This window comes from Terrabacter koreensis (assembly GCF_054783315.1).
Map to the genome: position 1 here is coordinate 26,687 of NZ_BAAGQU010000011.1, position 23,291 is coordinate 49,977.

The window sequence follows — 23,291 nt, forward strand, 5'->3', positions numbered from 1 at the left end:
AGTGATGTCGAACAGCACCGAGGACCTCTTCGGAGCAGCGTCCGCGGCCGAACGCGGTGAGCAGCCGGCGTCGGCCGGTGTGGCGCCGCTCGCCGTCCGGATGCGGCCGCGCAACCTCGACGAGGTGCGCGGCCAGGGCAAGGTGCTGCGCCCCGGAAGCCCGCTGCGGCGCCTCATCGAGGGGTCCGGTGGGGCGGCCGGCCCACTCTCGGCGATCCTCTGGGGCCCGCCCGGCACCGGCAAGACCACTCTGGCGCACCTCGTCGCGACCGTCGCCGACCGACGCTTCGTCGAGCTGTCGGCCGTCACGGCCGGTGTCAAGGACGTGCGGGCGGTCATGGAGGGGGCGGTGCGCGAGCGCGACCTCTACGGCCGCCAGACCGTGCTCTTCCTCGACGAGATCCACCGCTTCACCAAGGCGCAGCAGGACGCGCTGCTGCCCGGGGTCGAGAACCGCACCGTCATCCTCGTCGCCGCGACGACCGAGAACCCGTCGTTCAGCATCATCTCGCCGCTGCTCTCACGCTCCGTCCTCGTCACCCTCGAGTCGCTGTCGGACGAGGAGGTCGGCGACCTGCTCGCGGCAGCGCTGACCGACGAGCGCGGCTTCGACGGCGCCCACACGCTGGCACCCGACGCGACCGAGCACCTCGTGCGCATCGCCGGGGGAGACGCCCGACGGGCCCTCACCTCCCTCGAGGCTGCGGCCGGTGTGGCCGTCGACGCCCAGCCGGCCGGGCGCCTGTCCGACGAGCCCGTCGAGATCACCCTCGCCCACGTCGAGCAGGCCGTGGCGCAGGCGGCGGTGCGTTACGACCGGGCCGGTGACCAGCACTACGACGTCGCGAGCGCGCTCATCAAGTCGATGCGCGGCAGCGACGTCGATGCGGCCCTGCACTACCTGGCCCGGATGCTCGAGGCGGGGGAGGACCCGCGCTTCATCGCCCGGCGCATCGTCATCTCGGCGAGCGAGGACGTCGGCATGGGTGACCCCACGGCCCTGCAGACCGCTGTGGCGGCCATGCACGCCGTGGCCCAGATCGGCATGCCCGAGGCGCGTATCATCCTCGCCCAGGCGGTGGTGCACAACGCCATGGCGCCCAAGTCCAACGCGGCATACATCGGCATCAACGAGGCGATCGCCGACGTACGCGCGGGGCGGGGTGGCGTTGTGCCCGCCCACCTGCGCGGGAGCGGGTACGCCGGGGCCGAGCGCCTCGGCCACGGCAAGGGGTACGTCTACGCCCACGACGAGCCCGACGGCGTGGCCGAGCAGCAGTACCTGCCCGACGACCTCCACGACGCGGTCAGCTACTACCGGCCGACCGACCGGGGCTTCGAGGAGCGGCTCCGGGCGCGCTGGGAGTGGCTGTCGGGACGGTTGGGACGCACGCGCAGCGAGTGACGTCCGACGCGCTGCGACCTGCCGCGTCGGACGCCTACCAAGGCGTACTTTTCGCGTGCACTCGGTTCCCTAAGGACATTGTGTGGCGCATTCCGGGGTTCGGTAACGATTTGTCATCCATGCCTGTCCCGATGTTCGGACGCGGGAGTCTCTGTGGCAGGCTCACGTCGTCCCGGCGGGGGTGGAGCAGCGAAGCTCCGGTCTTCCCTCGGGGACGGCTCGGGTGACGACCAACCCCGGGCGAGATGTGATCCCACCAGGATGGAGAAAACGCGTTGAACGCCATGCCGGAGCCCTCAGCGACCGAGCTGAAAGAGGCATCCGATGAGAAGCCTTCGACGACCACCCAGCAGTCCCAGGAGAAGCGCACCGGCCGTTCTCCCGGCCAGGTGGCGTGGTCGCGGCTGAAGCAGGACAAGGTCGCGATCATCTGCTTCGTCGTCATCGTCTTCTTCATCCTCCTGGCGATCTTCGCCCCGCTCGTCGTCTCGCTCCAGGCCACCGACCCGATCACGAAGACCAAGGCCACGGTGGACGCGGTGCACACCGAGCTCGTCGACTTCAACGGCCTGCCCGAGCAGGGCTCGAGCTCGGCCCACTGGCTCGGCATCGAACCCCGCCTCGGCCGCGACCTCTTCGCCCGGTTCGCCTACGGAGCCCGCCCGTCGCTCGTCATCGGCTTCGTCGCGGCGGCCGTCTCGACGATCATCGGCGTGACGCTCGGCCTGCTCGCCGGCTACCTCGGCGGCGTCGTCGACAAGGTCATCTCCTGGGTCATCGACTTCTTCCTGTCGCTGCCCATCCTCATCGTCATCGTGGCGGTCGTGCCCCTGTTCCAGAAGAGCATCCAGGGTGACGGCAACCTCAGCGCCGAGGAGACGTCCAACCTGCGCTTCTGGGTGCTCATCGTCGTGCTCTTCGTCCTCGGGTGGATGGGCCTGGCCCGCCTCGTGCGAGGCGAGGTAAAGAGCCTGCGCGAGCGCGAGTTCGTCCAGGCGGCGCGCGCCATCGGCGTGCCGACCCGCGGCATCCTCTTCCGCGAGGTGCTGCCCAACCTCGTCGGCCCGATCATCGTCTCGGCCTCGATCGCCGTCCCCGCCTACATCACCTACGAGGCCACCCTGAGCTACCTCGGTGTCGGCCTCGTCGAGCCCACCGCGTCCTGGGGCCGCACCATCGCCGACGCCCAGACGCTCTTCGCCACCTACCCGCTGTGGTTGTGGCCCTCGGTCATCGGCCTCTCGCTGCTCGTGCTCTCGCTGAGCCTGCTCGGCGACTCGATCCGCGACGCCTTCGACCCCACCAGCCGCCGATAACCCCACGCGGGTTCGGTTCACAGATGTTCCCGGCAAAACGCCGGGACACGCACAAAGGGAGCAAACAACAATGCGCTGGACCAAAGTCCTGACCGTGGGGGCCGCGGCCTCCCTCGGCTTCGTCGCAGCCTGCGGCGCGCCGGCCGCCAACAACGGTGGTGCCGGTGGCACCAACGGCGCCGGCAACGGCGGCGCCGTCGAGGGTGCCTCCGCCGGCCTCATGCCCGACGCCAAGGGCCCGGCCCCGGAGATCCCCGGTGCCAAGAAGGGCGGAATCCTCACGGTTTCCAACTCCGGTGTCCCGGCCACCATGGACCCGAGCGACGAGTTCTACCAGGACTCCGCCGTCATCTTCTCGCTGTCGCACCGTGCGCTCACCACGTTCACGCAGCGCGACGGCAAGACCGTCCTCGTGCCCGACCTCGCCACCGACCTGGGCAAGGCGTCCGAGGACGGCCTGACGTGGACGTTCACCCTCAAGGACGGCATCAAGTACGAGGACGGCACGCCGGTCAAGGCCGCCGACATCGTCTACGCCGCCAAGCGCTCGTTCGACCCCGACCTCGCGGCGAACGGCCCCACGTACCAGCGCGAGTTCTTCAAGGGCGGTGCCGACTACCAGGGCCCGTTCAAGGGTGACAAGAACTGGAAGGGCGTCGAGGCCACCGACGACAAGACGATCGTCTTCCACCTCGAGAAGCGCTTCGAGACGCTTCCCTACTTCGTGTCCTTCAACCAGTTCACGCCGATCCCCGAGGCGAAGGACAAGAAGGCCGACTACAAGCTGCACCCGCTGGCGACCGGCCCGTACATGTTCGACAAGTACACCCCGGGCTCGGAGCTCACGCTCAAGCGCAACCCCAACTGGGACCCCAACACCGACCCGGCCCGTCACAACTACCCGGACGGCTACCACTTCAAGTTCGGTGTCGACACGGTCAAGACGCAGACGGCCATCCTCGCCTCCAACGGCGACGACGCCACGACGCTCAACTGGGAGCCGATCGACTCCTCGCTCATCTCGCAGATCGAGGGCGAGAAGAAGGCCCAGTACTCCGAGGGTCCCTCCTCCTGCGTGATCATGGTCAACATGGACGCGACGAAGATCCCGCTTCCCGTCCGCAAGGCGATCGCCGTCGCCTACCCGTTCGACTCCATGCACAAGGCGTCCGGTGACTCGACGCACTCGTTCTCCCCGGCGAGCACGATGATCCCGCCGCAGATCGCCGGCTTCCAGAAGTACGAGGCCGAGGCTGCCCCCGGCTTCAAGATGAACGGCCAGGGCGACGGCGACCCCGCCAAGGCCAAGGAGATGCTCGCCGCGGCCGGCTACGGCCCCGACAAGCCCTTCGAGCTCATCTACTACTACACGAACGACGACGACACCGCCCAGAAGGCGAACCAGGTCCGCAAGCAGAAGCTGCAGGCTGCCGGCTTCAAGGTCACCGACCTCGGTGTGCCGAACGCCGAGCGCCGCAAGCTCATCGGCAAGCCCAAGGGCAAGTACAACATGCTCCAGAGCCCGCGCGGCTGGTGCTTCGACTGGCCGTCCGCCGACTCGATCATCCCGCCCACCGTCGGCACCATCGCCCTCTCGCAGGGTGGCACGACGTTCGGCAACTTCTCGGACGCCAAGATCGACGCCGAGATCAAGCGCATCCAGCAGCTCTCCATCACGGAGCAGGGGCCGGAGTGGGCCAAGATGGACAAGTGGCTCACGGAGAACTACCTCCTCGCCATCCCGGACTACTACGACAAGGGCAACCAGGTCTTCGGCACGAAGGTCAAGAACGTCCGCAACAACCCCAACAAGGGCATGCCCGAGATCACCTCGATCTGGATCGACCAGTAAGAGGCAGTGACGCCGCCCCCTCGGGGGCGGCTCCGCTGAACTGACAGCCGCGGTGGGGGTCCGGGACATCCCGGACCCCCACCTCCGGCGCCCACCCCGTTCGGAAGGCAACCCGTGCTCACCTACCTCCTCAGGCGCCTGGCCCTCGCCCTGAGCGTCATCCTTGCCACCCTGGTCTCGACCTTCTTGCTGTTCTTCGCCGGGCCGGGAGATCCCGCACAGGCGATGTGCCCGGAGAGCCGGTGCACCCCCGAGCGTCTGGCGCAGATCAGCCGCAGCCTCGGTCTGGACAAGCCTCTGGTCACGCAGTTCACCGACTACTTCCAGGGTCTGATCGTCGGCCGTGACTTCGTCTACGCGGGCGACACCGTCCACTGTGGCGCCCCCTGCCTCGGGTTCTCGTTCGTCACCCGCCAGTCGGTCAACGACGAGCTCTTCTCGCGCTTCCCCAACACGGTCGTGCTGGCGCTGATGGCCGCCGTCATCTTCGTGACCGTCGGTGTCACGAGCGGCATCTTCGCCGCCACCCGACGCGGCACCCCGACCGATCGGATCGTCGTCGGCGTCTCGCAGGTCATGGGCGCCATCCCGTACTACGTGCTCGCGCTGCTCACCGCGCTCTACCCCGTGGTGCTCTGGGGCCTGCTGCCGCAGTACGCACCGTTGTCGAGCGGCGTCGGCCCCTACTTCGTGGGCATGGTCGCGCCCGCGCTCATCCTGGGGCTCGTCACCTCGTCCCAGTACACGCGCTACACCCGCAACTCGATGCTCGACACGTTGTCGATGGACTACATCCGCACGGCCCGGTCCAAGGGCATCACCGAGCGCACCGTGCTGTTCAAGCACGGCTTCCGCGCCGCGATGAGCCCGATCGCCACGATCCTGGGCCTCGACATGGCCGCCCTCCTCACCGGAACGCTCATCACCGAGCAGATCTTCGGCGTCGACGGCATCGGCCGGCGGACCATCACGGCGTTCCGCGCCCTCGACCTGCCCGTGATCATGGGTAGCGTGCTCATCGGAGCCACGGTCGTCGTCGTGATGAACCTCCTCGTCGACATCGCGTACTCCTTCATCGACCCGCGAGTGAGGCTCTCGTGACCGCAACCGCGAACACCATCTCGACCCAGACCGCCGAGGCGCGCGACGCCGGCGACGTCGTGCTCGACGTCAACGACCTCTCCGTCGCCTTCCCGACCGAGGAGGGTGTGGTCCGGGCCGTCTCGAACCTGACCTACCAGGCCCGCCTCGGCCGCACGCTCGCCATCGTCGGCGAGTCGGGCTCGGGCAAGTCCGTCAGCAGCATGGCCGTGCTCGGCCTGCACAACCCGAAGCGCACCCAGATCACGGGGAGCATCAAGCTCGACGGCCTCGAGCTCGTCGGCGCGCCGGCATCGACGTTCCAGAAGATCCGCAGCACCAAGGCGGCGATGGTCTTCCAGGACCCGCAGAGCTCGCTGCACCCGTTCCACAAGATCGGCAAGCAGATCGCCGAGGCGTACCAGGCGCACCACAAGGTCAGCAAGCAGATCGCCCACAAGCGCGCGGTCGAGATGCTCGACCTCGTCGGCATCCCGAACCCGCAGCGCCGGGCCAACCAGTACCCGCACGAGTTCTCGGGCGGCATGCGCCAGCGCGCCATGATCGCGCTCGGCCTGGTGAACAACCCGAAGCTGCTCATCGCCGACGAGCCCACCACGGCCCTCGACGTGACCGTCCAGGCGCAGATCCTCGACCTCGTCAACGACCTCCAGAAGGAGTTCGGCTCGGCGGTCATCCTCATCACGCACGACCTCGCGGTCGTCGCCGAGACCGCCGACGACATCCTCGTGATGTACGCCGGCCGTGGCGTCGAGAAGGGCAACGCGAAGGAGGTGCTGGCGCAGCCGTCCATGCCGTACACGTACGGCCTGCTGCAGTCGCTGCCGTCGCACTCGGAGGACCTCGACGAGCTCAAGGCGATCCCGGGCACCCCGCCCAGCCTGCTCAACCTGCCGTCGGGCTGCTCCTTCCACCCGCGGTGCGTCTTCAAGGACCAGGTGCCCGGCGACGCGTGCTCCACGACGCTGCCCGAGTGGCGGCCGACGCCGGGCCTGCACAACCGTGAGATCCGCTGCCACCTGGCCGACCCCGTGGCCACGCTGCAGAACGACGAGGGAGTCCGATGAGCGACCAGACGCTGCTCAAGGTCACCGACCTCCAGCGACACTTCCCGTTCCGCGAGGTCCAGGGCCTGAAGATGGTGCGCGCGACGGTCAAGGCCGTCGACGGCATCAGCTTCACGGTCAAGCAGGGCCAGACGCTGGGCCTCGTCGGCGAGTCCGGCTGTGGCAAGTCGACGACGTCGCGCCTCGTGACGCGCCTCGACGAGCCCACCGCCGGCACCATCGAGTTCGAGGGACGCGACATCACGCACCTCAAGGAGCGCGAGCTCCGAGGCATCCGCCGCGACGTGCAGATGATCTTCCAGGACCCGTACTCCTCGCTGAACCCGAGGCACACGGTCGGCTCGATCCTCTCGTCCCCGCTCAAGGTGCACGGCCTGCACCAGGGCAAGGAGAAGGCCCGGGTCCAGGAGCTCCTCGAGCTCGTCGGTCTCAACCCCGAGCACATCAACCGCTACCCGTCGGAGTTCTCCGGTGGGCAGCGCCAGCGCATCGGCATCGCCCGCGCGCTGGCGGTGGAGCCGAAGCTCATCATCGCCGACGAGCCGGTCTCGGCCCTCGACGTGTCGATCCAGGCGCAGGTGATGAACCTGCTGGCCAAGCTGCGCAACGAGCTCGGTCTCGCGTTCATCTTCGTCGCGCACGACCTCGGCGTCGTGCGGCACTTCTGCGACCAGGTCGCGGTGATGTACCTCGGCAAGATCGTCGAGTACGGCGACAAGAAGAAGATCTACGAGGCCCCCGAGCACCCGTACACCCAGGCCCTGCTCTCGGCGGCGCCCGACATCAACGTCGCGCGCGGCATCGCCCCGAAGGAGCGCATCCGTCTCGTCGGCGACGTGCCGAGCCCCATCGACCCGCCGAGCGGCTGCCGCTTCCGCACCCGGTGCTGGAAGGCTCAGGACATCTGCGCCCAGCAGGAGCCGCCGCTCGTCACGGCAACGGCCGAGGAGTCGACACGGGCCTTCCGCGAGGGTGGCGTGCACCTGCAGGCCTGCCACTTCCCGGAGGTCAAGACCGACCTCGTCGCCGAGGTCGAGCACTCCGCCTGAGCGCCGGCTCCGTCACACCTGCCGTATGCCGCTGGGCCGGCTCCCGCACGGGGGCCGGCCCAGCGGCATACGTGCGTGGTGCCCGGCACCGTCGCAAAGGTGGTGGGACTCGTGTCACGCGGTCGGTTAGGGTTGTCGGCGTGATGGACACGAAAAGCACGGTGGTGGCGAGCGTGGCGGCACGAGCCCGCTGGGGGTCGGTCGCGCCCTGCTGAGGCGCACGCCGACCCCGCCCCGAACCCACCAGCCACAGATCCACCTCGAGGACATCACATGGAAACCGCTGAGATCCGCCGCCGCTGGCTCTCCTACTTCGAGAACAACGGCCACACCGTCGTCCCGAGCGCTCCGCTCGTGCACGAGGACCCGAACCTGCTGTTCGTCAACGCCGGCATGGTCCCGTTCAAGCCGTACTTCCTCGGCCAGGAGACCCCGCCGTTCGACCGCGCCACGAGCGTGCAGAAGTGCGTGCGCACCCTCGACATCGAGGAGGTCGGCAAGACGACCCGCCACGGCACGTTCTTCCAGATGAACGGAAACTTCAGCTTCGGCGACTACTTCAAGGAAGGCGCCATCGGGCTCGCGTGGGAGCTCATCACGCGCAGCCAGTCCGAGGGCGGCCTCGGCTTCGACGAGAAGGACCTCTACGCGTCCGTCTACCACGAGGACGACGAGGCCATCGCGCTGTGGAAGAAGGTCGCGGGGCTCTCCGACGACCGCATCGTGCGCCTCGGGCGCAAGGACAACTACTGGAACATGGGCGTGGCCGGCCCCGGTGGCCCCTGTTCCGAGATCCTCCTCGACCGCGGCCCCGAGTTCGGCGCCGACGGGGACTGGGAGGCGGGCGACCGCTACCTCGAGTTCTGGAACCTCGTCTTCATGCAGTACGAGCTCGAGAACGTCAGGTCCAAGGAGGACTTCGACATCGCGGGCGACCTGCCCAAGCGCAACATCGACACCGGCATGGGCCTCGAGCGCGTCGCGTTCCTGCTCCAGGGCGTCGACAACATCTACGAGACCGACGAGGTCTTCCCCGTCATCGCGGCCGCCGAGGACCTCAGCGGTCGCCGCTACGGCGCCGACCACGACGACGACGTGCGCTTCCGGGTCGTGGCCGACCACGTGCGCAGCTCGCTCATGCTCATCGGTGACGGCGTGACGCCGGGCAACGAGGGTCGCGGCTACGTGCTGCGCCGACTGCTGCGTCGCGCGGTCCGCTCGATGCGCCTGCTCGGCGTCGACGCGCCCACCCTCGAGCAGCTGCTGCCGGTGAGCATGGAGCGGATGAAGGCGTCCTACCCCGAGCTCGAGACCGACTTCGCGCGCATCAGCCAGGTCGCGTACGCCGAGGAGGACGCGTTCCGTCGCACGCTGAGCTCTGGCACGACGATCCTCGACACGGCGGTGGCGAAGGCCAAGTCGTCCGGCTCGACCGTGCTCGGCGGCTCCGAGGCGTTCGCGCTGCACGACACCTACGGCTTCCCGATCGACCTCACGCTCGAGATGGCGGCGGAGCAGGGCCTTCAGGTCGACGAGGCGGGCTTCCGGCGGCTCATGGGCGAGCAGCGCGACCGCGCGAAGGCGGACGCCCGGGCGAAGAAGTCGGCGCACGGTGACACGAGCGTCTACCGCCGCCTCTCCGACGAGCTCGGTCGCCAGGTCGAGTTCACCGGCTACGACCAGACGCTCACCGACACCCGGGTGCGCGGCCTGATCCGCGACGGCGAGCTCGTCGACCGGGTCGGTCAGGGCGACGACGTCGAGATCGTGCTGGACCGCACCCCGCTCTACGCCGAGTCCGGTGGCCAGCAGGCCGACCACGGCCGCATCCGCCTCGCGAACGGCGCGCTCATCGAGGTGACGGACGTCCAGCGGCCGATCACGGGTCTCGTCGTGCACCGGGCGAAGGTGATCGAGGGCGAGGTGGGCGTCGGCGAGGACGCCGAGGCCGAGGTCGACGTGTTCCGTCGCCGGTCCATCTCCCGTGCCCACACGGCGACCCACATGGTGCACCAGGCGCTGCGCGACGAGCTCGGCGACACCGCGACCCAGGCGGGTTCGGAGAACTCGCCCGGCCGGCTCCGCTTCGACTTCAAGTCGCTGCAGGCGGTGCCTGCCGCGGCGATGGGTGAGATCGAGGCGCGCATCAACGCGGTGCTGCTCGACGACCTTCCCGTGACCGCCGACATCATGGACCTCGACGCGGCCAAGAAGCTCGGCGCGATGGCGCTGTTCGGCGAGAAGTACGGCGAGCGCGTGCGCGTCGTCTCCATCGGCGAGTGGTCGCGTGAGCTCTGTGTCGGCACGCACACGCCGCGTGTCGGTCAGATCGGCGTCGTCAAGCTGCTCGGCGAGAGCTCCATCGGCTCGGGTGTGCGGCGTGTCGAGGCGCTCGTCGGCGCCGACGCGTACTCCCACCTGGCCCGTGAGGCCACGATCGTCAGCCAGCTCACCGACACCCTCGGCGTGCGGCGCGACGAGCTCGCCGACCGCGTCGCCACGATCATCGGTCGCCTGCGCGACGCCGAGAAGGAGATCGCGGCCGTGCGCCAGAGCCAGGTGCTCGGTGCGGCGAGCGGGCTCGTCGCCTCGGCGCGCGACATCGGCGGTGTCACCTTCGTGAGCCACGACGCCGGTGTCGGCGTGACGGGCGACGACCTGCGCAAGCTCGTCACCGACGTACGCGGACGGCTCGGCAACGACCACCCCGCGCTCGTGTCGATGGCCGCCGTCAACAACGACCGTCCGGTCGTCATCGTCGCGACGAACGAGCGCGCCCGCGAGGCGGGGCTCAAGGCCGGGGTCTTCGTGAAGGTCGCCGCGCAGACGCTCGGCGGCGGCGGTGGCGGCAAGGACGACCTCGCCCAGGGCGGCGGCACCGACGCCGCGATGGTGTCGGCGGCTCTCGGTGCGGTCGAGGACCAGCTGCGGCAGCGGGGCGCGTGACCTCGCCCGGCGCCCATCCACCGCACGGCGGCCAACCCCGGCACGGCGTGCGCATCGGCGTCGACGTGGGCAACGCCCGCGTCGGTGTCGCGGCCAGCGACCCGTCGGGGGTGTTCGCGCACCCGATGCGCACCCTGCCCCGTGACGCCGAGGGCAACAGCGACGTCGACGCCCTCGTGGCGCTCGTCGCCGAGCTCGAGGCCATCGAGGTCGTCGTGGGGCTTCCCCGGCTCCTGTCGGGAGAGGAGGGCGAGGCCGCGCGGATCGCCCGGGCCTACGCGGCCGATCTGGCCTCTCGACTCGGTAGCGTGGGTGTGCGTATGGTCGATGAACGCTTGACGACCGTCGACGCGCACCGCAGACTTCGCGACAGCGGTGTCCCGGGCCGCGGGCAGCGTGCCGTCGTCGACCAGGCAGCAGCCGTGCTCATCCTCCAGTCCGCGCTGGACACCGAGGCACGATCAGGAAGACCAGCAGGGGAGACCGTCTCGCCAGGGGGCAAACGGAAGAAGGAACGCCGCCGATGAAGGACCATCTCGAGACCTCCATCTTCGGCGACCACGAGGAGCACCTCGACCACGCTGGCTACCCGACGCACGGCGAGCACTTCGACGAGCCGCACACCGCACCCGCCCCGATGAGCCGGCGCGAGATGCGCGAGGCGCAGGAGGCGGCGCGCAAGGGCGGGCGACGCAAGCGCGCCGCGGGCTCGACCCCCGGCAGCGGGCCTGGCAAGCCGTCCGTGTTCCGGCGCCTGCTCGTCATCGTGCTGGCCCTGGCTGTGATCGGCGGCGGCGTGGCCGTCGCCTACAAGGCGCTCCGCCCGGTCGTGGAGGGCTTGCTCGAGTCCAACGACTACCCCGGCCCGGGCAGCGGCGAGGTCAACGTCACCGTCGACGAGGGCGCCAGAGGCAGCGCGATCGCGAAGGCGCTGGTCGACCAGGACGTCGTCAAGTCGAGCAAGGCCTTCATCGAGGCCGCCAACGAGAACCCCAAGAGCGCGGGCATCCAGCCGGGCATCTACACGCTGAAGAAGCAGATGAAGGCGTCGGACGCCCTCGCCGTCCTCGTCGACCCGAAGAACCGGCTCATCACGCGGGTCGTGATCCCCGAGGGCCTCAGGGCCGACGAGATCTACGCCCGCCTGTCCAAGACCTCCGGCATCCCGGTCGCCGAGTACTCCGCCGCCGCCAAGAAGGTCGACGAGCTGGGGCTGCCGCCGTCGGCGCGCGGCAACATCGAGGGCTACCTGTTCCCGGCCAGCTACGAGTTCCCGCCCTCCACGTCGGCGCTCGAGCAGCTCAAGGAGATGGTGGCCGAGTCGACGAAGCGCCTCGAGACGCTCGGCATCACGCCCGCGCAGATGGAGCGCGTCGTCACCGTCGCCAGCCTGGTCGAGGGCGAGGCCCAGACCGACGCCGACCGCGCCAAGGTCGCCCGCGTCGTCGAGAACCGACTCGCCCAGAACATGTCGCTCGGCCTGGACTCGACGGTCAACTACATCTACCGCAAGCGTGGCGTGCCCACCCAGGAGATGCTCGACAACCCCAGCCCCTACAACACCCGTCGCTTCCCCGGCCTACCGCCCGGTCCCATCTCCAACCCCGGTGAGGGCGCGCTCAAGGCGGCCGCCAACCCCGCAGCAGGCCCCTGGCTCTTCTTCGTCACGGTCAACCTCGACACGGGAGAGACGAAGTTCGCGGCGACCTATCCCGAGCACCAGCGCTACGTCGCGGAGTTCCAGAAGTGGTGTGCCGACAACAAGGGCAAGTGCTGAGCGAGGGGTCGGCGCTCCACCGCTGTGCGGTGTGGGGCAGCCCCGTCGTGCACTCGCTGTCGCCTGTCCTGCACCGGGCCGCCTACGCCGCGCTGGGCCTCACCGGCTGGGAGTACGCGCGACGTGACGTCGACGAGGCCGCCTTCCCCGACGCGTTCGGCGGCCTCGACGGCTCGTGGCGCGGACTGTCCCTGACGATGCCGCTCAAGGAGGTCGGCCTGCGTGCGGCGCGCACCGTCACGCCGCTGGCCGCCGCGACGGGAGCGGCCAACACCCTCGTTCGCGACGCCGACGACCCGTCGGCGTGGACGGCCCACAACACCGACGTGCACGGCATCCGGACGGCGCTCGAGCTCGCCGGGTGCCCGGCGCCCTCGAGCCTTCTCGTCCTGGGGTCCGGCGCGACCGCGAGGTCGGCGCTGGCCACGATCACCTCGCCCCCGGCGAGGGTCGTCTTCATGGTGCGCGACCGCGTCCGTCCCGAGACCCTGGCGCAGGCCCGCGCGGCGGGCACGGCGGTCGAGGTGGTGCCCATGGGCCGGTGGGAGGCCGTGCGTGACGTCGACGCTGTCGTGAGCACCGTGCCCCCGTCGTCCGTGACGGGGCTCGAGAGGCTGGACCGGCTCGACCACGCCTCGGCACGAACCCCTCGCGGCCCCGCCGTCCTCGACGTCGTCTACGGCACGGGCCGCACCCCGCTGCAGCGGGCCGCCGCCGAGCTCGGCTGGCCGGTCGCCGAGGGCACCGACATGCTGCTGCACCAGGCCACCGAGCAGGTACGCCTCATGACGGGTCTGCCCGCGCCGCTCGCTGCCATGTCGGAGGCGTTGCGCGACGCCCTCGCGCAGCGCGCCACCACCGGTAGGCGCCGGCCCTCCCAGACACCGGACCCGGCTCGGTGAGCCTCCCCGTGACCTGGGTCGACGCACCGGGTGCGCCGGCATGGTTCGTGGTCGTCCTCGCTGTCGCAGGTGGTGCCGTCGGGGAGGTGCTGCGCAGGCGGCTCGCGACCGGTGGCTACCGCCTCGACGACGAGCTCGGGCGCCCGCCCCGGCTCTCGTCCGCTGCCGTACCGGTCGTCCTCGCGCTGCTGTGGGGACTGGTGGCCTGGCGCTTCGGCCCGCTGGCGCAGTGGGCGCTCGCCCCGGCCTACCTCGGGTTCGCCTTCGTGGCCGTCGCGCTCGCGTGGATCGACGCCGACGTCCACCGCCTGCCACGGGGACTGACCCGGCCGGCATACCCGATGCTCGTCGGGCAGCTCGCGCTGGCGTCGCTCGCCTCGGGCGACTGGGAGGCGCTGCGTCGGGCGGCCGTTGCCGGGGTCGTGCTGTGGGCGATCTACTTCGTGCTCGCCCTCGTCGCCGCCCTGCTCGGCAGCGGCTTCGGCTTCGGTGACGTCACCCTCGCCGGGCTGGTGGGGCTCGCCACCGGCTACGTCAGCGTGTCGACCACGCTCGTGGCGTCGTACGCCGCCTTCCTGCTCGCCGGTCTCTACGGCGTGGTGCGGCTCGTGCTGCGGCGCGGCACCCGGAAGGACGACATCGCGTTCGGGCCGTGGATGCTCGTGGGCCTGCTGGTCGCGCTCGTCGTTCAGGTGCGCCCCTTCCTGTGAGGCACCCGCGGGGACCGGGCGGGCGTCCCGGTCGCGCCCGGTCCCGCGGAGCGGGCGGGTCGGAGCCGCTGCGGGCCCGCGTGGGAGGATCGAGACATGTTGCGTTGGTTGACGGCCGGTGAGTCGCACGGGCCCGCACTCGTCGCCATGATCGAGGGCCTCCCTGCAGGGGTCGAGGTCGGCGCGAAGGACCTCCAGGCCGCCCTGTCCCGCCGCCGCCTCGGCTACGGTCGCGGCGCCCGGATGAAGTTCGAGCAGGACGAGGTCGAGTTCCTCGGGGGTCTGCGCCACGGCGTCACGCTCGGATCGCCGATCGCGGTCCGGGTCGGCAACAGCGAGTGGCCGAAGTGGACGACCGTCATGAGCCCCGAGGCGGTCACCGACGAGGCGTTCGCGGCGTCCGACGACGTCAATGCCGAGAAGGAGATCGCCCGCAACAAGCCGCTGACCCGGCCGCGTCCCGGGCACGCCGACCTCGTCGGCATGCAGAAGTACGGCCATGACGACGCACGGCCCATCCTCGAGCGCGCCTCGGCCCGCGAGACCGCCGCACGTGTCGCCCTCGGTGAGGTCGCCGCCCGGTTCCTCGAGCAGGCCTACGGCATCCGTCTCGTCTCGCACACGGTCTCCATCGGCACGGCCTCGGTGCCCGCCGACGCCGCGCTGCCCACCCCCGACGACGTCGAGCGGCTCGATGCCGACCCCGTCCGCGCGTTCGACCCCGCCGGGTCGGCTGCGATGGTCGCCGAGGTCGACGCCGCGAAGAAGGACGGCGACACCCTCGGCGGCGTCGTCGAGGTGCTCGCCTACGGGCTGCCACCGGGTCTGGGCTCGCACGTGCACTGGGACCGCAAGCTCGACGGGCAGCTCGCGCAGGCGCTCATGAGCATCCAGGCCATCAAGGGCGTCGAGGTCGGCGACGGCTTCGAGACCGCCCGTCGCCGCGGCTCCGAGGCGCACGACGAGATGGAGGTCGTCGACGGCGTCATCACCCGTCGCACGGGCCGCGCCGGAGGCACCGAGGGCGGCATGTCCACCGGCCAGGTGCTGCGCGTCCGGGCCGCCATGAAGCCGATCAGCACCGTGCCGAGGGCGCTCTCGACGGTCGACGTCGCCACCGGTGAGGCAGCGACCGCGATCCACCAGCGTTCCGACGTGTGCGCCGTGCCGGCCGCCGGGGTGGTGGCCGAGGCGATGGTCGCGCTCGTGCTGGCCCAGTCGTGCCTCGAGAAGTTCGGCGGTGACTCGGTCACCGAGACGGCACGCAACCACACGGCATACCTCGACGGCATCCGTGAGGGGCTGCGCACGTGGTGAACGACCCCGCTCCCGGCACCACCCGTCCCGTGGCCGTCGTCGTCGGGCCGCCCGGCGCCGGCAAGACGACCGTCGGCCAGGCTCTCGCGGCCCGGCTCGGCGTCGCGTTCCACGACGTCGACTCCGCGATCGAGGCCGCGCAGGGTCGCTCGATCTCCGACATCTTCGTCGACGACGGCGAGCCCGCCTTCCGCGCCCTCGAACGAGCCGAGGTGGCGCGGTCCCTCGTCGAGCAGTCCGGCGTCGTCTCGGTCGGCGGGGGAGCCGTGATGGACCCCCTCACCGAGGAGGCCCTCGCCGGTCACGTCGTCGTCTTCCTCGACGTCGCCATCGCCGACGCGAGCAAGCGCATCGGCTTCGACCGCTCCCGCCCGCTGCTGTCGGTCAACCCTCGCGCGTCGTGGGTGGCCATGATGAACTCCCGGCGGCCCACCTACGAGCGGGTCTCGACCCTGCGCGTCGACACCGCGGGGCGCACCCCCGACGAGGTCGTCGAGACCATCGTCGCCGCGCTCGAGGCGGCCAACGCGTGACCGCCAGGCAGGCGCCGACGACGATCGCCGTCGGCGCCGACTACGACGTCGTCATCGGGTCCGGCGTGCTCGACCGGGTGCCCGAGCTGCTCGGCGCCGACGTCGAGCGCGTCCTCGTCGTGCACCCACCCACGCTGCCCGAGCTGACGTCGCGCGTCACGTCGGCCCTCGAGGCCCGCGGGCTCACCGTCCACGCTGCCGAGGCGCCCGACGCCGAGGCGGCCAAGTCCGCCTCGGTCGTCGCGGACCTCTGGGGCCGGCTGGGCCGAGCGGGCTTCACCCGCACCGACGCCGTCGTCGGTGTCGGCGGCGGCACGGTCACCGACCTCGCCGGCTTCGTCGCCGCGTCCTGGCTGCGCGGCGTGCGCGTCGTGCAGGTGCCGACGACCCTGCTCGGCATGGTCGACGCCGCGGTCGGCGGCAAGACCGGCATCAACACGGCCGAGGGGAAGAACCTCGTCGGCGCCTTCCACCCGCCGGCCGGGGTGCTCTGCGACGTCGACGTGCTCGACACGCTGCCCCGGGCCGACCTCGTCGCGGGTCTCGCCGAGGTCGTCAAGTGCGGCTTCATCGCCGACCCCGTCATCCTCGAGCTCGTCGAGGCGGCCGTCGCCGACGACGCGGACCGCGCGCGCAGCGCCGCCAACCCGCACCTGCGCGAGCTCGTCGAGCGGGCCGTCCGCGTCAAGGCCGAGGTCGTCGCCGCCGATCTCAAGGAGAGCTCGCTGCGCGAGATCCTCAACTACGGCCACACCTTCGGCCACGCGATCGAGCAGGTCGAGCAGTACACCTGGCGCCACGGCGAGGCGATCAGCGTCGGCATGGTCTACGTCGCCGAGCTCGCCCGCCTCGCCGGCCACCTCAGCGGCCCCGACGGCGACGCGCTGGTCGCGCGGCACCGGGCGGTCCTCGAGTCGCTCGGGCTGCCCACGACGTATGCGGCCGGGCGCTGGGACGACCTCCTCGCAGCCATGCGCCGCGACAAGAAGTCGCGCGGGTCGACGCTGCGCTTCGTCGTCCTCGACGGGCTGGCCGAGCCCACCCGCCTGGTGGGCCCCGACGACGTGCTGCTCCAGGCGGCATACGGCCTCGTGTCGCGGCCCCACCAGGGCTCCGCTCACTAGACTGCCGGCCATGACGGCACCCACGGTCTTCGTCCTGTCGGGCCCCAACCTGAACCGTCTGGGCACGCGCGAGCCCGAGGTCTACGGCTCCGACACGCTCGACGACGTGCACGCCGCCGTCCAGCGCGAGGCCCGTGACCTGGGCCTCGTCGCCGACTGCCGGCAGACCAACCACGAGGGCGAGCTCATCGACTGGCTGCACGAGGCCGTCGACGCCGGCGCCGACGTCGTGCTCAACCCGGGCGCCTTCACGCACTACTCGTATGCCGTGCGCGACGCCTGCGCGATCGTCACCACGAGCGGGCGCAGCCTCGTCGAGGTGCACCTGTCCAACCCCGCCACCCGCGAGGAGTTCCGCCACACGTCCGTCGTGGCGGGCGTCGCCACCGGCACGGTCGCCGGGTTCGGCCTGCAGTCCTACCTGCTGGCCCTGCGCGCCCTCGTCTGAAGCGGCACAGCAGACCGACAGCCGTCGCACGGGAGGGCCACTGGCCCCCGGCCGACCATGGTGCGAGGAGGGGCTCGTCCGGCCCCGTGACGGAAGGCACGCCGATGACCCCCATGACGCCCGGACCCGAATGCGTCGACGAGCACGGCAACGAGATCGAGGACCACGACCGTGGCCTCGTGTTCGACCTCCGGACCCTCGTGGACCGGCGACGGGCGTTGACCCTGCTCGGGGGGCTTGGCGTCGCAGGTGCGCTCGCCGCGTGCAGCACGTCGTCGCCGACGACCGCCGGGTCGGCAGCGGCATCGGGCTCGGTCTCCTCGACCGCCGGCAGCGGCGCGGCGCTGGTCGAGGCTCCCGACGAGACGGCGGGACCGTTCCCGGGCGACGGCTCCAACGGCCAGAACGTGCTCGACGACTCGGGCATCGTGCGCCAGGACATCCGCAGCAGCATCGGCTCCTCGACCACGACGGCTGAGGGCGTCCCTCTCACCATCAAGCTGACGGTGAAGGACCTCTCGACGAGCTCGGCCCTCGTCGGGGCCGCCGTCTACGCCTGGCACTGCGACCGTGACGGGCTCTACTCGATGTACAGCCAGGGCGCCGAGGACGAGAACTACCTCCGCGGCGTGCAGGCCACCGACGAGTCCGGCACCGCGACGTTCACCTCGATCTACCCGGGCTGCTACGCCGGCCGTTGGCCGCACGTGCACTTCGAGGTCTACTCGAAGGTCGAGGACGCCACCTCCAGCGGACCCATCGTCAAGACGTCGCAGATCGCGCTGCCGCAGGCCGCCTGCGAGGCGGTCTACGCGACGAGCGGCTACGAGCAGAGCGTCGGCAACCTCTCGCGGGTGAGCCTGCAGAGCGACAACGTCTTCGGCGACGACGGGGGAGCGCACCAGCTCGCGACCATGTCGGGCAGCGCCTCGACCGGCTACACCGCCGCCCTCACCATCGGGGTGTGAACGAGGGCTCGCAGCCAACGCCGTGAGAGCCTGCCGGCATGGGCGAAGACGAGGAGCTCGTCGTCAGCGCGATGGCGATCAACGTGACGATCCCGGAGCCGCTGCGGTGGACGGACTCGCGGCGCGGGCAGACCTTCCGGCTCGACACCCTGAACGTCCGGATGCTCCCGACCGGGCACCTGGCGGTCAAGGCGTACGGGCGTCCCGTCGAGGGTGGGCGAGGGGCCTACACGTCCTTCACCGTGCCGGACAGGCCGGAGCTGGTCGCGCTCGTCGAGGCGGCTGCCGACCGGGCCGGCGCGCTGTGGGCGGCCCACCGGGGTCTCGGCTAGCGGTCAGTCGGTCGTGAGGGCCGTGGGCAGCGGCTCGGCGTGCACGATCGTCAGCTCGGACACCGCCCGGGTCAGCACGACGTAGAGGCGGCGCAGGCCGGTGCGCTCGTCGGGCTCGGCGGCCGCGATGGCGCTCGGCTCCACGACGACGGTCCGGTCGAACTCGAGACCCTTGGCGACGCTCGCCGGCACGACCTCGACCTGGCGGTCCTCGTCGTCGCCGTGGTCGACGTCGAGGCGCCCGTGCGGCACCGACGCTGCCGTCAGGGCTGCCGACACGGCCTCGACGGAGGCATCCGCGACGATGACACCCACCGAGCCCGGTGCGGCGGCCGCCGTCTCGACGGCGCGCACCACCTCGGTGTGCAGCTCGTCGGCGGCGGCCCGCCGCAGCTCGAGCCGGCCGGGGTTCTCGCGCACCGACACCGGGGCGCCCAGCCCCGGCGCCATGTGCGGCAGCAGGCGAGCCGCGTACTCGATGACGACGGCGGGCACGCGGAAGCCGCGGTCGAGCACGACGAGGTCGTGGTCTGCCTTGCCGAGGTGGCGCATCGCGTCGTCCCACGAGCCGGTCGCCCACGGCGTCGTGCCCTGGGCGATGTCGCCGAGCACGGTGACCGAGCCGGTCGAGGCTCGCCGACCGACCGCACGCAGCTGCATCGGCGAGAGGTCCTGCGCCTCGTCGAGGACGACGTGCCCAAGGCTGGGCACCCGGCGCAGCACGTCGTCGACCTCGTCGAGCAGCGCCATGTCGGCCCGCGACCACTTCGCGGACCCCTTGGAGCGAGCAGGCTTGTGCCACAACAGCATCGCCTGCTCGTCGGCGGTGAGGTCGTCACCCGCGGCCTCGCGCAGCGCCTCGGCGTCGGAGAGCAGCCGGTGCAGCACGCCCTGCGGGTCGAGGGCGGGCCACACGGCTGCGACGTACTTCTTGACCGCCGGCGACTTGGCGACAGCGTCCTGGACGCGGTCGTCGGGCGCCTCGCCCGACCGCTCCATCTCGAGGAGCACGTGGTGAGCGAGCCGCTGGGGGAGCAGGTCACGAGCGGCCGAGTAGCGCACGCCGCGGGCTGCGAGCTCGTCGAGGATCTCCTTCACCTCGTATGCCGGCACGCGCCACTTGCGCACCCCGCGCGGCACCACGAGCGGTTCCGACGGTCGGGCCACGTGCGACCAGACGGCGCGGTGCAGCACCGCCGCGAGACGCGCGTCGCCCTTGAGGGTCGCCACGTCGGCGGGCTCCTCGGCGCGCACCCGGCCGTGCTCGAGCAGCGTCTCGATCGTGGCGTGGCCGACCCGCACCTCACCCAGGGAGGGCAGCACCGCGCCGATGTGGTCGAGGAAGGCCCGGTTCGGACCGACGACGAGCACGCCCGACCGGTCGAGGCGCTCGCGGAACGAGTAGAGCAGCCAGGCCGCACGGTGCAGCCCGACCGCGGTCTTGCCGGTGCCCGGTGCGCCCTGCACGCAGACGCTCACCGCGACGTCGCTGCGGACGATCTCGTCCTGCTCGGGCTGGATCGTCGAGACGATGTCGCGCATCGGGCCCGTGCGCGGGCGCTCGATCTCAGCGGCGAGCAGCGATCCGGTCGCCGAGTCCTGCTGGTCGGGCTCGCGGAGGCGCTCGTCCTCGAAGGCCGTGAGCCGCCCGCGGTCGACGCCGAACCGGCGACGCAGCACGACGTCCATCGGGTCGAGGGGCGACGCCCGGTAGAACGCGGTCGAGATCGGGGCGCGCCAGTCGACGACCACCGCGTCACCGGCCTCGTCCGAGACGTGGCGGCGGCCGATGTGGAACTGCTCCGCCGGGGCGTCGGCCGGGTCGACGTCGATGCGGCCGAAGAAGAGGGTCGTGCGGGGGTCGTCCTGGAGCGACGCGATGCGCCGTGCCAGCACGCGGCCGAGCACCTCGCCCGAGATGGCGTCGCTCGCCTTCGACGCGTCGAGGGACTCCGCCAGCCGGCGCATCCTCGCCAGCTGCTCGCGCGCGTCGTCGAGGTAGGCCTGTTCACGGGCGAGCTCGCCGGTCAGGTCGGTGTCGGGGGCGAGCACGCGTCGAACCTCTCTGCGTCAGGGGAGGGGGGAGCGGGCCAGCGTACACCGGTGCCGGCGGGCGTCGGCCGGCGCGATTCCGCGATCAGGCGGCCCCGCGGCTAGACTCGTGCGGCAACTCCCCAAGTCAAGAACGCCCGGGGCTGCGGCGTGCCCATCGGCGCGCGCCGAGCCGGCCGGCATACGAAGGTGGACACACAACGATGGCTACGACCAACGACCTGAAGAACGGCATGGTGCTCAACATCGAGGGACAGCTCTGGTCCGTCGTCGAGTTCCAGCACGTGAAGCCCGGCAAGGGCCCGGCCTTCGTGCGCACCAAGCTCAAGGCCGTCCTTTCCGGCAAGGTCGTCGACAAGACGTTCAACGCCGGCACCAAGGTCGAGACGAGCAACGTCGACAAGCGCACGATGCAGTACCTCTACAAGGACGGCACCGACTTCGTGTTCATGGACACCGACACCTACGACCAGCTCCACGTGTCGGAGACCGTCGTGGGCGACGCCGCCAACTACCTCCTCGAGAACCAGAACGCCATCGTGGCCACCAACGAGGGCCTGCCCCTCTACGTCGAGCTGCCCGCGTCGGTCGTCCTCGAGATCACCCACACCGAGCCGGGCCTGCAGGGCGACCGCTCGACCGGCGGCACCAAGCCGGCCACGCTCGAGACCGGCGCCCAGATCAACGTGCCGCTGTTCCTCGAGTCCGGCACGAAGGTCAAGGTGGACACCCGCGACGGGTCCTACCTCGGCCGCGTCAACGACTGAGCGGACTCGAACTCCCTTGGCAGCACGCAGCAAGGCCCGCACGCGGGCCCTCGACATCCTCTTCGAGGCGGACCAGCGCGGGATGAACGCCGAGGCGCTCCTCGACGAGCGCCTGCGCGACCGTGAGTCGCGGGCGGCCAACAACCCCTACACGGCCGACCTCGTCCGCGGCGTCGTGAGCCGGTGGAACGACATCAACGGCGCCCTCACCGACTACAGCCAGGGCTGGACCCTCGACCGCATGCCTGCGGTCGACCGGGCCATCCTGCGGCTCGGCGCGTGGGAGGTGCTCTGGAACGACGAGATCCCCGACGCGGTCGCGATCTCCGAGGCCGTGGCGCTCGCGACCGAGCTGTCGACCGACGAGTCCCCGGCGTTCGTCAACGGCCTCCTCGCCCGGCTCGCCGAGGTCAAGGCGACCATCGTCTGACCGGTCCGGGCACCGCCCGCGCCGTGCCGAAGGGCACCCACCGATCCCGGTGGGTGCCCTTCGGCGTCGGGGCACGTCAGCGTCAGGTGTCGAGCACCGCGGAGAGGGGACGGCCCAGCAGGACCGCCAGTCGGTCGACCTCCGCCTCCAGGGCGCTGATGGGGGCCCGCCCGTCGTCGGTCGACCACGCGACGTGCACCTCGTCCCGGCGCACGGTCCACGTCCCGCCGACGACACCGCCGACCACGACGACGTCGGCGCCGTTCGTGACCTGGGTGCGCAGCGCGGGAGGCACGATGCTGTCGTCCTTCGTGCCGGGCCCCATGACCCACGGGTCGTGGCCCGGCAGCAGCCGCACGGCATCCGTCGGCTCCGTGGCGCGCAGGTCGTCGAGGTCCTCGGCGAGGACGTATGCCGTGCGGCCGGCGACGTCGACGGCCTCGAGGCGCTCGCGCAGGCCTTCCCACCAGCGGTCGATGCGGCGGCGGCCGGCGCTCAGGCCGGCGCCGAGCCAGTAGTGCACGTGCTCGGGCGTCGCCGGACCGTACGCGCGCAGGTAGGCGCTGACGGCATACGGGCCCGCCTCCTCAAGCTCCCAGACCCCGGCCCAGCGCGGGTTGTCGTCGAGGCGCTGGAACGTCGCCCGACCGTCGCGCGGTGGCCCGAAGCCCATGTCGCCCTGCCACGTGAGCGGCTTGACGAGCGTGCCGGCGCCGTCGGCGAAGACGCTGCGCAGATGGCGGTATGCCGGCCGGCGGGTCACGGCGGCGCCCAGCTCGGCGAGGGTCAGCGGGCCGCCCGCCAGCGCCTCGCGCACGGTCGTGCGGAAGGCGGGCCAGTCCTGGGGGCGCAGGCGGTAGTGGTCCTGCCAGCTCTTGAGCTCCCACTGCCGACCGGCGGCGCGGAGGGCGAGGTACGCGCCGCCGTCCTCGGGGGACAGGTAGTGGGCGCCCCCGCGGAACGCGAACGCGTTGACCAGGTGCCCGTCGGCGAGCGCCCTGGCGACCTCTCCGGGGCGCGGGCGCGCGCGACGCAGGCCGACCGTGAGCTCTGCGAGCCGCTGCTGCTTGGCGGGAACCGCCCCGAGGCGCTGCACGACCTCGACGACGGGCTCGTGCCCCACCGGCGCGACCAGCTGTCGCTCCAGCCGCCAGGCCAGCGCCTGCTCCCACGTGGTCGCCACCGTCGACATGGT

At 71.2% G+C, this 23,291-nt stretch carries 21 protein-coding genes; 19 read left to right on the forward strand and 2 right to left on the reverse strand.

Annotated features, from left to right (window positions below; genetic code table 11):
• Positions 1 to 4 precede the first annotated feature (4 nt).
• The 17 genes from ACYVNR_RS17875 (at position 5) to ACYVNR_RS17955 (ending at position 18,847) form a co-directional block, all read left to right on the forward strand.
• On the forward strand, positions 5 to 1,405 hold the full coding sequence (locus ACYVNR_RS17875; protein ID WP_461049857.1) for a replication-associated recombination protein A: 1,401 nt from the start codon (positions 5 to 7) through the stop codon (positions 1,403 to 1,405).
• A 284-nt stretch (positions 1,406 to 1,689) separates the two neighbouring features.
• Positions 1,690 to 2,721: an ABC transporter permease gene (locus tag ACYVNR_RS17880; RefSeq protein WP_045192242.1), complete on the forward strand. Its 1,032-nt coding sequence runs from the start codon at positions 1,690 to 1,692 to the stop codon at positions 2,719 to 2,721.
• Positions 2,722 to 2,791: 70 nt separating this feature from the next.
• Complete coding sequence (locus tag ACYVNR_RS17885) at positions 2,792 to 4,573, forward strand: ABC transporter substrate-binding protein (protein WP_461049859.1); 1,782 nt, start codon at positions 2,792 to 2,794, stop codon at positions 4,571 to 4,573.
• 114 nt (positions 4,574 to 4,687) lie between these two features.
• The gene (locus ACYVNR_RS17890) at positions 4,688 to 5,674 is read left to right on the forward strand and encodes an ABC transporter permease (RefSeq protein WP_045192244.1); all 987 of its coding nucleotides are present in this window, start codon (positions 4,688 to 4,690) and stop codon (positions 5,672 to 5,674) included.
• The gene (locus ACYVNR_RS17895) at positions 5,671 to 6,741 is read left to right on the forward strand and encodes an ABC transporter ATP-binding protein (protein ID WP_052677420.1); all 1,071 of its coding nucleotides are present in this window, start codon (positions 5,671 to 5,673) and stop codon (positions 6,739 to 6,741) included. The genes ACYVNR_RS17890 and ACYVNR_RS17895 overlap by 4 nt, the downstream gene beginning before the upstream one ends.
• Positions 6,738 to 7,790 carry an ABC transporter ATP-binding protein gene (locus tag ACYVNR_RS17900; protein ID WP_045192245.1) on the forward strand — a complete coding sequence of 351 codons (1,053 nt, stop codon included), beginning with the start codon at positions 6,738 to 6,740 and terminating at the stop codon, positions 7,788 to 7,790. The genes ACYVNR_RS17895 and ACYVNR_RS17900 overlap by 4 nt, the downstream gene beginning before the upstream one ends.
• A gap of 273 nt (positions 7,791 to 8,063) precedes the next feature.
• Positions 8,064 to 10,736, forward strand: a complete 2,673-nt coding sequence (alaS, locus tag ACYVNR_RS17905; RefSeq protein ID WP_461049862.1) for an alanine--tRNA ligase — start codon at positions 8,064 to 8,066, stop codon at positions 10,734 to 10,736.
• Positions 10,733 to 11,263, forward strand: a complete 531-nt coding sequence (ruvX, locus tag ACYVNR_RS17910; RefSeq protein ID WP_461049864.1) for a Holliday junction resolvase RuvX — start codon at positions 10,733 to 10,735, stop codon at positions 11,261 to 11,263. The genes alaS and ruvX overlap by 4 nt, the downstream gene beginning before the upstream one ends.
• On the forward strand, positions 11,260 to 12,513 hold the full coding sequence (gene mltG / locus ACYVNR_RS17915; protein ID WP_461049866.1) for an endolytic transglycosylase MltG: 1,254 nt from the start codon (positions 11,260 to 11,262) through the stop codon (positions 12,511 to 12,513). Before ruvX ends, mltG begins: the two co-directional genes overlap by 4 nt.
• Positions 12,507 to 13,415 (forward strand): shikimate dehydrogenase, encoded by a 909-nt coding sequence (locus tag ACYVNR_RS17920; RefSeq protein WP_461049868.1) that lies wholly within the window; start codon positions 12,507 to 12,509, stop codon positions 13,413 to 13,415. Before mltG ends, ACYVNR_RS17920 begins: the two co-directional genes overlap by 7 nt.
• Positions 13,416 to 13,423: 8 nt before the next feature.
• Complete coding sequence (locus ACYVNR_RS17925) at positions 13,424 to 14,125, forward strand: prepilin peptidase (RefSeq protein WP_461049870.1); 702 nt, start codon at positions 13,424 to 13,426, stop codon at positions 14,123 to 14,125.
• 96 nt (positions 14,126 to 14,221) lie between these two features.
• A complete protein-coding gene (gene aroC / locus ACYVNR_RS17930; protein ID WP_045192250.1) occupies positions 14,222 to 15,442 on the forward strand; it encodes a chorismate synthase in 1,221 nt (406 codons plus the stop codon).
• Positions 15,436 to 15,975, forward strand: a complete 540-nt coding sequence (locus ACYVNR_RS17935; RefSeq protein ID WP_461049872.1) for a shikimate kinase — start codon at positions 15,436 to 15,438, stop codon at positions 15,973 to 15,975. Before aroC ends, ACYVNR_RS17935 begins: the two co-directional genes overlap by 7 nt.
• Positions 15,972 to 17,099: a 3-dehydroquinate synthase gene (gene aroB, locus ACYVNR_RS17940; RefSeq protein ID WP_461049874.1), complete on the forward strand. Its 1,128-nt coding sequence runs from the start codon at positions 15,972 to 15,974 to the stop codon at positions 17,097 to 17,099. Before ACYVNR_RS17935 ends, aroB begins: the two co-directional genes overlap by 4 nt.
• A gap of 10 nt (positions 17,100 to 17,109) precedes the next feature.
• The gene (gene aroQ / locus ACYVNR_RS17945) at positions 17,110 to 17,547 is read left to right on the forward strand and encodes a type II 3-dehydroquinate dehydratase (protein ID WP_045192253.1); all 438 of its coding nucleotides are present in this window, start codon (positions 17,110 to 17,112) and stop codon (positions 17,545 to 17,547) included.
• 104 nt (positions 17,548 to 17,651) lie between these two features.
• A complete protein-coding gene (locus tag ACYVNR_RS17950; protein WP_461049877.1) occupies positions 17,652 to 18,515 on the forward strand; it encodes an intradiol ring-cleavage dioxygenase in 864 nt (287 codons plus the stop codon).
• A gap of 38 nt (positions 18,516 to 18,553) precedes the next feature.
• Positions 18,554 to 18,847, forward strand: a complete 294-nt coding sequence (locus tag ACYVNR_RS17955) for a hypothetical protein (RefSeq protein ID WP_045192255.1) — start codon at positions 18,554 to 18,556, stop codon at positions 18,845 to 18,847.
• 3 nt (positions 18,848 to 18,850) lie between these two features.
• Here ACYVNR_RS17955 and ACYVNR_RS17960 read toward each other — a convergent pair whose 3' ends face one another.
• Entirely contained in the window at positions 18,851 to 20,899 is a 2,049-nt protein-coding gene (locus tag ACYVNR_RS17960; RefSeq protein ID WP_461049879.1) for a HelD family protein, read from the reverse strand.
• Positions 20,900 to 21,102: 203 nt separating this feature from the next.
• Here ACYVNR_RS17960 and efp point away from each other — a divergent pair, with 203 nt between their 5' ends.
• Positions 21,103 to 21,666, forward strand: a complete 564-nt coding sequence (efp, locus tag ACYVNR_RS17965) for an elongation factor P (RefSeq protein WP_045192257.1) — start codon at positions 21,103 to 21,105, stop codon at positions 21,664 to 21,666.
• 16 nt (positions 21,667 to 21,682) lie between these two features.
• Positions 21,683 to 22,096, forward strand: a complete 414-nt coding sequence (gene nusB, locus ACYVNR_RS17970) for a transcription antitermination factor NusB (protein ID WP_458799644.1) — start codon at positions 21,683 to 21,685, stop codon at positions 22,094 to 22,096.
• Positions 22,097 to 22,178: 82 nt separating this feature from the next.
• Here the strand turns inward: nusB and ACYVNR_RS17975 are convergent, their stop codons facing one another.
• Positions 22,179 to 23,288: a DNA glycosylase AlkZ-like family protein gene (locus ACYVNR_RS17975; RefSeq protein ID WP_461049881.1), complete on the reverse strand. Its 1,110-nt coding sequence runs from the start codon at positions 23,286 to 23,288 to the stop codon at positions 22,179 to 22,181.
• Positions 23,289 to 23,291 lie beyond the last annotated feature (3 nt).